Raw genomic sequence first — 12323 nt, forward strand, 5'->3', positions numbered from 1 at the left:
TGGTCTATTTATCAAAACATTCTCACATTTACGTTTGATTAGGTTACGAACCATTTGAACAACCTTTTATCATAAAATCATCCTTAAGCTTTCACTCCCATTTCAACAAATTGGTATAGTTAAATCCAAATGATTTATCGTGTCACCCATCCTTATCAAGGATTTATTAAATTACTTATATTTATTCACAAAATCCGGTAGGCGTGCTAGTATCAATTCATAATACTTTCGTTAAAAAAATAATTTTTGGAGGAATTGAATATGCCTGCCGAATATATCATGGCCATTGATGAAGGCACCACCAGTACCCGGGCCATCATCTTTAACCACGCGGGCCAAAAACTCGCTGACTCACAACGCGAGTTTCCCCAATACTTTCCCCAGCCCGGCTGGGTCGAACATAATGCAAATGAAATTTGGAACGCAGTCTCTAGCACCATTGCCGACGTTTTAATCGAATCCGGCGTCTTGCCTGGTCAAATCAAGGCCATCGGGATCACTAACCAACGGGAAACCACCGTCGTCTGGGACAAAGAAACCGGACAACCCATTTATAACGCGATTGTTTGGCAATCACGCCAGACTGCGCCCCTTGCCGACCAACTAGTTGAAAACGGTGCCGGTGAGATGATCCACCAGCGAACTGGGCTCGTCACCGACGCCTATTTCTCCGCCACGAAGATTCGTTGGATCCTTGACCACGTTGACGGTGCCCAAGCACGGGCTGAGCGTGGCGAGCTCTTATTCGGAACAATCGACACGTGGCTCGTTTGGAAGCTGACCGGAGGAACGACCCACGTCACCGACTACACCAATGCAAGCCGAACGATGCTGTTTAACATTCACGACTTACAATGGGACCAAACGATTTTGGACCTCTTAAACATCCCCAAGGTCATGTTACCAACAGTGCGGTCTAATTCAGAAATTTACGGAACCACTAAGGATTACCTATTCTATAACTGCCAAGTCCCAATCAGCGGGATGGCTGGTGACCAACAGGCCGCGCTATTTGGGCAAATGGCCTTTGAACCCGGCATGGTCAAAAACACTTACGGTACCGGTGCCTTTACCGTCATGAACCTTGGCGAACAACCGCAACTGTCCGACCATAACCTGCTGACCACGATTGCTTACGGCATTGACGGTCACGTGAGTTATGCGCTGGAAGGTTCGATTTTCGTTGCGGGTTCCGCAATTCAATGGCTACGCGACGGGATGCAACTAGTCAAATCCGCGCCGGAATCGGAGACGCTTGCCAAGCAATCACACAACCATAATGAAATCTACGTTGTACCAGCCTTTACCGGACTTGGCGCACCGTATTGGGATTCTGACGCCCGCGGAGCCGTCTTTGGACTGACCCGCGGTTCCACTAGGGCGGACTTCGTTAAAGCCACCCTGCAGTCATTAGCCTACCAATCACGCGACGTTATCGACACGATGAAGCAAGATGCCGACATTGCCATGCCGATTTTAATGGTCGACGGCGGTGCGACCCGCAACGATTGGCTGATGCAATTCCAGGCTGATATTTCAGACGTCCAGATTCACCGGGCAGCGGATTTAGAGACGACTGCTCTTGGGGCCGCCTTCCTTGCCGGCTTGGCCGTGGGTTATTGGAAAGACCTCGATGAAATCAAGTCGATCCACCAAACCGGTGACGTCTTCAAGCCTAAAATGAGTGCTGCAGAACGCGACAACCTCTACACGGGCTGGCAAACGGCCGTTAAAGCGGCACAACTGTTCAAACACGATCCTTATGAAAAATAATCATCATTAAGTCTAATTATCAAAAAATAACGAACGAGTACTGCTACCATCAGCGCAGTTACTCGTTCGTTATTTTTGACTAAAAATTACAAATTGGAATTAAATCCTGTTTTTTCAATAATCAGACTAATGAAACTAGTCACGATTAATTAGTACGGTCATTCCTGATTAATTCAAAAAGTTACTTTGAGATAATCAGGCCATACTCAGCGACGCCGGTTCTGTCCAGCAAAGCGAATAAGGTAAAAACATCATGGTGTGGCGGACAGCCCTTTAACTTAATCGTCCAATTCAGGTAAGAATCCCTGCCGCCGGACAATTTGTAAAAACCGGTGCCGTTTAGCCGCTGAACCTAACGCTTCGTTGGTCATGTGGGCCAAGCTTTCATCCCGTGCGTGACTCGTCCGTCCTTGGTAATAAGCATGCAACTGCTGATCAAATTCCGTTAACGCCCGTTGATAACTAGTTGGTTCCTGATACTGGTCCTTAAAGAGAATGGCCGGTAAAGCTAAGCGTGGCTTTTTCTCTGGTCGCACCTCTGGATAACCCAGTTGCAACCCAAATACCGGCAAAGTTAATGTTGGCAAGTGTAATAAGTCAATCACCGCTTGCGTATCGTTATTGATGGAGCCAAGTACGACGCTTCCTAGTCCTTGGCTCTCCGCAACCATCACCATCGCTGCCGTCATCAAAGTAGCGTCCTCGATACTTCCCGCAAAACGGTCAAATTCGGTCAATGCCCGTTTAGCAGCCGTTCCTGGAGCTAAGCTAGCATTACGATGCTGATCGGCTACAACCACCAACAACCGGCCATTTTCACTGACTGTTGGCATCGTGATAATTTCAGCTAACTTCGCCCGGATTTCTGGCTTGGTAATTTCAATCAGGCTATAGGCCTGTAAGTATTGACTCGTTGGCATTTGTTGTGCCGTCGCAATAATCTGATGAAAGCTGTCATCGGTCACCGGTTGCGTCGTAAACGCGCGCTGGGTCCGGTATGCATTTAACGTTTCTGTAACACTTAAGCTCATTTCTGTTCCTCCTGTTTACGGTTCAATTCGTGCGCCCAATCGGTCAGTTGGGGTAATACATCCAAGTTGAGATTGAACACGATGCGCTCGCAAACCTGATCAATCTGAACACTGCGAAAGAGCGGGTAACGTACCCGCCCTTCAGGATGCGGCACCACGATACTTAAGCTCGTCAACTCGTCCAACGCCGTTTCCAATAAGGTAATCGCGCGCTGAGGAAAATATTCGCGTTGCAGCGCCGGGTCGTCCAACGAACACCCCGTTAGTCGTTCCACATCTTGCCGGGTCAGTAGTAAGCTTTCCGAATGTTCTAAAATCAACCGGGTTAAAATACTGATCGTTAATTGTGATTCAAACGCATTTCGGAACCGAAAGCGCGTTTGAAAGTGGTTCTGAATAAATTGTAATAGTTGGTTCTTCAATCACAGGTCCCTTTCTCTTGATAGGCCGAACAATCACTTAGGTTTATCACGCTGAGCCGGAAAATAAAAAACACCAGTAACGACTGATGTTTAACAAATCCGACCTGGATTACCCAATGTGGTTTTCCTTTAAAATTAAATTAACTTCTTCCTGCATTTCAGGGGTTTTAGTCCATTCATCCCAGTGATCCATTGATTCGTCTGGAATCGTGAATGTCTCATTCACGTACGCTTCGTACTTCGCAACGTGGGTTGAATGGGGAATATTTAATTGTAAAATCCGAACTTCCTTGATAAAGCCACGTTCAGCAGCCAGCTCGGCCCGCCCATTCATCAGCATATTGCCAATTTCCATGTAAGAAGTCCCATCATTACGGGTGATTTCTTGGATAAGATCTAACACTTCATGATTTTTCAAACTAATCCCTCACTTCAGATTTTAGTATAACGGGGCACCCGGAAGCTGTCAAAAACTAAACCTGGACGACGGAAGATGCGATTAGTCATGCCTTAACCTGTTCCTACCTTGTGACAATTTTTCCAATAAAAAAACCACTATCCAAAGATAGTGGTCGGCATAAGAGAGAAAGAGAATTGATTAGAAGGTAACTAAATACCTTACAAACTAAGGATAAGCGAAAATGTAAGCGTTGTCAACAGCCTGTCAAAATAAATAGATAAATTGTCTGAATTTAATATCGTTTTATCATTCACAAGTTTAAAACGACTACTTGATTACCACTGCAGCGGTTTGGGACCCGGATAATCCCGTGGCTTAGTTAGTACATTCACTTTATTAAATCATCTAATTTTAAAGTTAGTGCCTTTTTCAACGGGTACGATCACTCAGTGGCTAAAAGTAATTTTATTTTCAAACAATCAATTATTTTAATTTACTGATTAGCCTCAATCTGATGCATGACGTAACGGACCACCTTAATGGCTGCCTGCCCATCGTCAATTGCACAAAAGCGTTCATAAAATGCCTGAAACTTCGCATTTTGACTCATATCCGGTTGCCGCAAGCCGTTTCTAATATTTACCAACAGCTCGGCTTCGTTATGCGCAATCGTTCCTGGCAAGTCGTGCTCATAATCCAAGTAAAACCCGCGTAGCTCACCCTGATACAGCTGATAATCATACGGGTAAAATAAGATTGGCCGCTTCAAGTAGGCGTAATCAAAAAACACGCTGGAATAATCCGTAATCAGTAGGTCTGAAACTAAGTACAAGTCTGAGATATTAGGATAACTCGACAGATCATAGACGAAGTCGCTGTATTCTGAAACGTCGAGGGCGTTTGAAATTAAGTAGTGCATCCGTAAGATCAAAACGGTATCTTCACCAAAGCGTTGCTTAAAATCAGCCAAGCTAAATGGTAGCTCAAAGGTATACTTTCCCTTTTCCACAAACTGATTATCACGATAAGTTGGCGCGTACATGACAACTTTTTTATCCAACGGAATCTTTAGCTTCTGTTTCAGCGCTGTAATATCCACCGGGGTCGCATTGATCAATTCATCGTTGCGCGGATACCCCACCTTCAGGATTTGATTATTAAATCCAAAGGCCGACCGGAAAATTTGCGTCGAATAATCATTGGGGCTAACCAGGGCGTCCCACCGGTTGGCTTCTTGAACAAAGTTGCGGTGATAGGCCTCAGTAGTCGTTCCCGGCATCATGACATTTTCAATATCTAAGCCCAACTTTTTCAGTGGCGTGCCGTGCCACGTCTGAATGTAAGTGACGTACTTGGGCTTTTTGACCCAGGCCGGAAAGCGCGCATTGCTAATCCAATACTGGGCTTTCTCCAACGTTCGCGCCCACCGCGCCGTCCGGCGAACAACGTACGCAATGTGATTGGCCTTACAATAGGGCACTAACTCCCGCTCAACGGACCAGACAAAGTGGAATCCCGGATATAATTGCTTGAACATCTGGTAAATCGCCAACGGACTATCACTGATCTGCCGTCCGCCGAAGCTTTCAAAAATAATCGTTGTGGCGGCAAACGGTCGGTGTCCCTGCTTGAATAGCCACCGCATGTAGCGATTGCTTAGTTTCTCGTGCAGCTGGTGTAACCCCGCCTTGACACGCTCTGCCTTACTTCCTAGCGCAACGACTTTTCGTTTCAAGGATACCGGGGCGTCGGTTTGAACCTGAAGCCGCCCGTCAGCCACTCGTTCAAGCCGCCCAATTCGGCCACTCGGCAAAGCCTGCGCCCCACTTTGACCCGTCAACTCACGGTCTAAAACTAAGCGCTGACGCACGTGTTGAGAATGATAATCGTATTCGACGTAAAGATTGTAGGGCCCCGCCGCTGTCAAATCAGCGATGGGTACCGTTACTGAAAATAGTCCCCGCAACAATTCTGTCGCTATCTCGTACTCAGTCACCGTTGCAGTCGCTGCATTTTCTAGCAGTAAGCACTGATTTTCAAGCGGCTGATCATTGATCGTATTAAGCCCCGTAACCGTCAGCCCGTCCTTTGTCAGGTTGATACTGTTGACCACAAACTCATCTGGATTTTGACCCGTATGAATCTCAAATAACGCGTGATTTTGACTGTCCGCGTTAAATTGAAAATAACTATCCAGCGTTAATTGGTGCCGATCAGAAACGTATTCACTTTCAACTTCCAAGAGGTAGTGCTTAGTATCAACGTTAAATGTTAAGTACATGGCCCATGAAAACTCGCGCTGATTATCCTGCTCAAAAATAAACGCCGGCACCGCAATCGTCACGTCGACCACGTGATGATGTTCCCGCCGTTTAATCGGCACAAGCCGTGACGCTTTAGCATTGTTTTCCATAAAAATCATTGCTAGGTCGTTCACCACAAAAGGGACGTCGATTAATTCAAGCGTCAACGACTGTTGATTACCATGTGAATGGACCTCTGATAAAATTGCTCGCATCAAGATCACCCCTTCTAATAGTTAAAAATCAACTGATTAGGCAAGACTGCAGACATTTCAACGTTTTGACTGACACTCACGTAGAGTCTAGCATCCGCAGCGCCTAACCGTTTCAGGGCATAGCGATAAAAATCATAAATGCCGTTGAAGTCAGTCGCATCGACGTAATCCATGACTTTAAAAATCGTTGCCTGTTCATTGCGCACGGTTAACGTCCCCGCCGGCTCACGGGACTTTTTACTAGGTAAAGCTTCAGACTGGGGTGTGGCAGGGTCCGCAACTTGTAAAGTCGCTGCGTCCTTGCCATTGAAGATTTTTTGGACAGGCTGTTCTTCGCGCATAAACCGGTAAACTAATTCACCCTGAGCGTTCAATAATAAAGTTTCCTTCAAAGCTTCCGCTTGAAAATTGCTAATAGTTACCGGACGTTGTTGCTTTCCCCAAAAAACAACCTGTGTCAGTAAATTATCCTGATAAAAGTTTTGATAACTCAGTTGCTGGTCGGCCGTAAAATGTTGCTCTTCTAACAACTGGTCATCGTACAAATATCGCACGACGGTTTCCGTTGCGGACGTGTGACGGCGGACCGTCAAATTAGTATGATCAACCCGCATTCGCGTCCGTTCAGATAACGGACTCCCCTGATCATTAGCAAAGATATCAAACAGGTCGGTAACCGTCACTAACGCTGGGTTAGTAACGGCCAAGGTGGCCAATAATTGGTCAAAGGTGGCCCGTTCTAAAAAGTTTAAGTCCGCAAATAAGATTTGTACGGGAACTTGCTGTTCAAGTAACGCCCGTAGCTTGACGCTAAAACCATCTTGTTTAACATCGGTTAACGCCGTTACTAAAAAAATCACTGGTTTCATTCCGACATCCCCCATCAAAAATAAACTTATATCGTAACAAAAAAAGCGCCACTAACAAGGGAGACTCCTCCCCGTTAATAGCGCAACGTGGCAACGAAACCCCTGATCATCTTTCGTTGCTCATTGTAACAAATTAAATTTTAATCAGCATCGACTTGCATTCCCAAATCATGCTTGATTTTAGTGGTCGAAATGCCTTCAGTACGCGGTAAGTAGATTACTTCGCAATAATCCTTTAGGAAGTCGAACTTACCTTCCCAGTCATCACCCATCACAAAGGTATCGATATCGTGATCTTGCACATCCTTGATTTTTTGATCCCAGCCTTGTTCTGGAATCACTTCGTCAACGTAACGGATTGCTTCTAAAATGTACTTACGATCTTCAAACGACGTGTAAGCTTTTTTGCCTTTAATGGCATTAAATTCATCCGTAGAAACACAAACTGTTAAGTGGTCACCCAATGCTTTAGCCCGCTTTAATAAGCGAATATGACCTTTGTGTAATAAATCAAATGTTCCGTAAGTGATTACTTTTTTCATAATATCTCCTAGACGTGACTATCGTTAATTTAATACCATTCATAGTACCATATATTCGCTCAAGGTCAATTAGGATTTTAATTTTTTACCTTTTCATAAGGACGTTGAACAATATTTAAATCCTTATTGAACTGTATTATTTTTCACGCGCGGTCGTTAACCGCTTTAACTTCTGAAACGCCAAATCCGCCGTACTGTCCCCATGACCAGTGTCAATTTCATGCTATAATAGACGTGATTCTGTCCAGCATTATTAACTAACTTTTGGCATAAAATAGGAAGAAGCAATCATTAACTAAAACATAGAAAAATGTAGAACTTACGTAGAAAAATTATCAAGCTCCCCATAGAGAGAAAATATGGAGGTGGCGAGCTTGGTAATGATTAAATCTAGTGATAATCCATCACAGTTTGTCCGTTGTAAAAAGTGAAAATTCGCATTTTATCTTGCCCAACTAAATCAGTCTTATTGATACCAAAAAAATCATTCTCGATGATCAAATCACTGACATCAATAGTTACCTAAATTATAATGAGAAGTGAAAAGACAACACTAATTTGGGTGGTGATGATGCTGGTGATTCGAACACAAAAAGTAAGACTTTATCCTAATCGTCACATGAAAAAGGTGCTCGATAGCCTTTGTGATTATCGGCGATACTGCTGGAATGAGGGGCTGGCTACTTGGAATGACATGTATGACTTATATACGCTTGATTCAAGTAGTCCCCGTCCCAGTGCTTATTCAGTTCGCAATGAACTAGTTGCGAATAAAGCTGATTGGCAATATGCGTTATCAGCACGTACCTTACAATTGGCGGTTACTGACTTAGGTCAGGCTTGGCAGAACTTCTTTGATAAGTCACAGCCTGACTGGGGTAAACCGGCGTTCAAGTCGAAAAAGGCTGCGCGTCAAGGTTTTAAAACCGACCGGGCTAAAATTGTCGCTGGCAAACTTCGATTGGACAAACCACATGATATCAAAGATTGGTATGACATCAGGATTAGTAAACACTCTGACTTGTCAGGCGTACTGAAGGTGGTCAGCATTTACCGTGAAAATGGGAAATACTGGGCCAGTCTTCCCTTTGAAGTTGAGCTTGATAACAAGCCACAAACTGGTGATAATTCAGCTGTTGACGTGAACGTTGGCCATTTAAATTACACGGCTGGCGTTGTTAATACCTTGCCGAAACGGTTACGTAAGTTGTATCAGCGCATCAAGTTTTACCAAAAGCAGTTAGCTCATAAGCGAGTTGTGAACGGCAAAAAAGCAACTAAAGGAAGTCGTTACGTTGCAATGAGAGCCAAATTGCAGCGTGATTATCGCAAAGTTGTCAAGATCCAACATGATATCATGCAAAAGTTTACGACGAAACTCGTCAATAATTACGACAAAATCGTGATTGAAGACTTATCCGTCAAAGCTATGCAGATGAGCCACGTTGCTTCTAAAGGTTTGCAACGGTCAATGTTTGGCTATTTTCGGCAGATACTAACTTATAAATGCGACTGGTACGGTAAAGAGCTGATTCTAGCAGACCAAGGGTATCCCTCAACACAACGCTGTTCAAAGTGTGGTCATATCAAAGTTGGTGACGATAAAATCACATTACAAGGTAATGAAAGGCACCGTACTAAACATAATGAGTATGTTTGTTATAGTTGTGGTGCGGTGCTCAATCGTGATGAAAATGCCGTTGCTAATTTACTAGCTTTAATCTAAAAATAAAAACTAAACGGGGCTGGCTAAGCCCTTAAGCTGTCATAGTTGGTCAATGCGATTACTCCCTAGTGGAATATCAGAATACTGGTGTTATAACGGTAGCAAGCAAAAAACAAGAAAGGAAATATGTAATCTTTCTAAATGTGGAAATCAGCAATGATTTTCTATATTTCTCTATATTTTGCATAGCAGGATTTTTTCATATGAAACGTGTAATTACGTATGGTACCTTTGATTTATTACATTATGGCCACATTGAATTGTTGAAACGTGCTAAGGCCCTGGGCGACTATCTGATTGTCGCCCTCTCCACCGACGAGTTTAACTGGGAAAGCAAGCAAAAGAAGGCTTACTTCTCCTACGAAAAACGTAAAGCGCTATTGGAAGCAATTCGCTACGTCGACTTAGTGATTCCTGAAAACTCTTGGGATCAAAAAGTAAACGACATCAATTTCTACCAAATTGACAAGTTTGTCATGGGAGATGACTGGAAAGGTAAATTCGACTTCGTCGGTGAACAGACTAACGCCGAAGTCATTTACCTGCCGCGGACACCCGAAATTTCTACGACCAAAATTAAGCACGACTTAAATTTCCAAAATAAATAGAATTGTTGTGAGGATCTAGTTCAATGTCACTTAAGCAAATTATTAGTCAGGTCTACCGCCGGCTATTCAACCTGATTGCCACCGTTGCTCCGGTAAAAAAGCATCTCGTTTTATTCGAAGCATTTAACGGCAAGTTGCCCACCGATAACCCGTTATCAATCTATGAAGCGTTACAAAAAGCCCATCCCGATTGGCGACTCGTTTGGGGCGTTAAACACCGCTTCATCGAACAGGCTCGTCAGGATTTTCCGCAAATCACCTTCGTCTCACGGTTTTCCGCTAAATGGCTGACAATTGCCCCCGTGGCAAATTTTTGGGTCTTTAACGCCCGCATGCCGTACTGGTTAAAGAAAAATCGCGGAACCATCTACATTCAGACGTGGCACGGCACCCCGCTGAAACGCTTGGGTATCGATATTGCAAATGTGACGATGCCGGGAATCGATACGGAAAAGTATCGCCACAATTTCTCTAGCGAGAGCCGGCGCTGGGACTACCTAATTAGTCCTAACCAATTTTCACAAGCTATTTTTAAGCGGGCGTTCAACTTTCAACACCAGTTTTTAGACTACGGCTACCCCCGTAACGACCGGCTCGTTAAGCACGCTCACGATACCGACACCATCCGCAAGATCAAGCAACGAATCGTTGGTCATCAGGACGGACGCGTGATTTTGTACGCACCAACTTGGCGTGACGATTTCTTCATTCGCAAAGGCATGTACAAGATGGACCTACCCTTCCGTTTGAGTGAACTGACCAAGCAATTGGGACCCGACGACGTGCTCATCATCCGGCCCCACTACTTGGTTGCTGAGTCGATCGACATTACTGGCTTTGAAGACCAAGTCCGCCTCTGCGTGAGCGAAGACATTGACGACCTCTACTTGATTAGTGACCTGTTAATCACAGACTATTCATCCGTGATGTTTGACTTTGCCATCTTGGATCGGCCGATGTTATTTTATCCGTACGACCTAGCGCACTACCAAGATGATATCCGTGGGTTTTACTTCGACTACCAAGAAGTTCCCGGCCCCATCGTAACAACGGAACCAGAATTTTTAACAGCGATTCAACGTTTCTTAGCCGACGGGGCTTACCCCGAATACACAGCTAAAATGCGTGCCTTTCAAACCAAGTTTACGTCGTGGGAAAAAGGAACGGCTAGCGACCGCGTCGTTCAGTTAATGACTGACCGCGCATCCACTAAAAACTAACTAAAAAGCAACCTTAGTCATCTGGATAAATCCAGTTGATTAAGGTTGCTTTGTTTATTTAACGGACTTGGTGACGCCCGGCCCCTTGAGCGTCGTCGTTGGGTGCCAAATATGTGACGGGTGCTGAACCACACTCGTCAATGAGTGTCCCGAAACGTTGACTAGCATTAAGAACACCACTGCAACCCCAACCACCGTCGTCAGGATTCGGTTGCCCCAAGACATGGTTTCTGAAATCACACTGCCATAAAAATCCTTGTGGACTTCCCTGGCAACGTGGTGATCTTCAGCATTTTCTTGTTGCCGTTCAGCCACGACTTGTTTCTCGTACGCTTCAATATCAAACGCCTTTTGTTTTTTCTTAGCTTCGTTTTGATACTTTTTCTTATCTTTTTTCGAGAGTGCTTTGAACCACTTGATAAACTTCCGGTATTCGCCGACCACTTCTGCGGTTGACCCGATTTGTTTCAAATCACCGTACTGGATCCAAGCGACCCGGTCACACATCATTTCAATTTGCTTCAATGAATGGCTGACAAAGATGATCGTCTTGCCGGCTTCTTTGAATTGTTGAATCTTTTCCACACACTTTTGATAGAAGGTATCATCACCAACGGATAGCGCTTCGTCAATAATCAAAATATCTGGATTGATATGGACCGCAATTGCGAACCCTAACCGTGACTTCATCCCGGAAGAATAACTTTTGACTGGTTGATAAACGAAGTCGCCAATGTCAGCAAAGGCAATGATGTCGTCTAACATCGAGTCAATTTCATGATTTGTCATCCCCATCATCAACGCCTTGAGCCGGATGTTTTCCATCCCGGTCAATTGGCCCCGTAGTCCTGAATTGATAGCGACGATCGAAGTATCCCCACGCACGTCAACCACACCGGTCGTTTGTGGAATCACCCCAGAAATAATGTTAGACAAAGTGGATTTACCAGAACCATTAACCCCGATTAATCCCAGCGTTTCGCCCGGTTCCACTTCAAGTGAAATTCCCTTTAACGCCCAGAATTCTGGGATTGGCCGGTTAGAAATCGAGAAGAACGCTTTTAATTGATCAGAACGAGTTTTGAATAGGTCAAACTCCTTGGTCACATTTTGAACCTTAATTTTATAATCAGCTGTCATTTTGATACTTCCTATATATTCTGCGATTTATATACTAATACTCGAGCATAACTAACTGCTATATGGTACTAGAG

Annotated in this window: 11 protein-coding genes; 4 read left to right on the plus strand and 7 right to left on the minus strand. The window is 44.5% G+C overall.

The window, feature by feature from the left end:
* The first annotated feature begins 261 nt into the window (after window positions 1–261).
* Window positions 262–1773, plus strand: a complete 1512-nt coding sequence (glpK, locus tag IV64_RS08265; RefSeq protein ID WP_057706775.1) for a glycerol kinase GlpK — start codon at window positions 262–264, stop codon at window positions 1771–1773.
* A 278-nt stretch (window positions 1774–2051) separates the two neighbouring features.
* Here the strand turns inward: glpK and IV64_RS08270 are convergent, their stop codons facing one another.
* The 6 genes from IV64_RS08270 to tagD (IV64_RS08295) form a co-directional block, all read right to left on the minus strand.
* Complete coding sequence (locus IV64_RS08270; protein ID WP_057706776.1) at window positions 2052–2804, minus strand: nitroreductase family protein; 753 nt, start codon at window positions 2802–2804, stop codon at window positions 2052–2054.
* A complete protein-coding gene (locus tag IV64_RS08275; RefSeq protein ID WP_057706777.1) occupies window positions 2801–3226 on the minus strand; it encodes a hypothetical protein in 426 nt (141 codons plus the stop codon). The genes IV64_RS08270 and IV64_RS08275 overlap by 4 nt, the downstream gene beginning before the upstream one ends.
* 109 nt (window positions 3227–3335) lie before the next feature.
* A complete protein-coding gene (locus IV64_RS08280; RefSeq protein ID WP_057706778.1) occupies window positions 3336–3644 on the minus strand; it encodes a hypothetical protein in 309 nt (102 codons plus the stop codon).
* Between the two features lie 475 nt (window positions 3645–4119).
* Window positions 4120–6144, minus strand: a complete 2025-nt coding sequence (locus IV64_RS08285) for a CDP-glycerol glycerophosphotransferase family protein (protein WP_057706779.1) — start codon at window positions 6142–6144, stop codon at window positions 4120–4122.
* A 14-nt stretch (window positions 6145–6158) separates the two neighbouring features.
* Entirely contained in the window at window positions 6159–7013 is an 855-nt protein-coding gene (locus tag IV64_RS08290) for a hypothetical protein (protein ID WP_057706780.1), read from the minus strand.
* A gap of 140 nt (window positions 7014–7153) precedes the next feature.
* On the minus strand, window positions 7154–7555 hold the full coding sequence (gene tagD / locus IV64_RS08295) for a glycerol-3-phosphate cytidylyltransferase (RefSeq protein ID WP_057706781.1): 402 nt from the start codon (window positions 7553–7555) through the stop codon (window positions 7154–7156).
* 571 nt (window positions 7556–8126) lie between these two features.
* Here tagD (IV64_RS08295) and IV64_RS08300 point away from each other — a divergent pair.
* From IV64_RS08300 to IV64_RS08310, 3 genes are all read left to right on the plus strand, one after another.
* Complete coding sequence (locus IV64_RS08300) at window positions 8127–9281, plus strand: RNA-guided endonuclease InsQ/TnpB family protein (protein ID WP_237757320.1); 1155 nt, start codon at window positions 8127–8129, stop codon at window positions 9279–9281.
* Window positions 9282–9484: 203 nt separating this feature from the next.
* Window positions 9485–9889, plus strand: coding sequence for a glycerol-3-phosphate cytidylyltransferase (tagD, locus tag IV64_RS08305; protein ID WP_057706783.1), 405 nt, complete (start codon window positions 9485–9487; stop codon window positions 9887–9889).
* A gap of 23 nt (window positions 9890–9912) precedes the next feature.
* Window positions 9913–11109 (plus strand): CDP-glycerol glycerophosphotransferase family protein, encoded by a 1197-nt coding sequence (locus IV64_RS08310; protein ID WP_057706784.1) that lies wholly within the window; start codon window positions 9913–9915, stop codon window positions 11107–11109.
* 54 nt (window positions 11110–11163) lie between these two features.
* On the opposite strand, the gene IV64_RS08315 is transcribed toward IV64_RS08310, so the two are convergent.
* Complete coding sequence (locus tag IV64_RS08315; protein WP_057706785.1) at window positions 11164–12249, minus strand: ABC transporter ATP-binding protein; 1086 nt, start codon at window positions 12247–12249, stop codon at window positions 11164–11166.
* Window positions 12250–12323: the final 74 nt, after the last annotated feature.

Origin of the sequence: Lactiplantibacillus xiangfangensis (genome assembly GCF_001438845.1) — a bacterium.
Taxonomy (GTDB): Bacteria; Bacillota; Bacilli; order Lactobacillales; family Lactobacillaceae; genus Lactiplantibacillus; species Lactiplantibacillus xiangfangensis.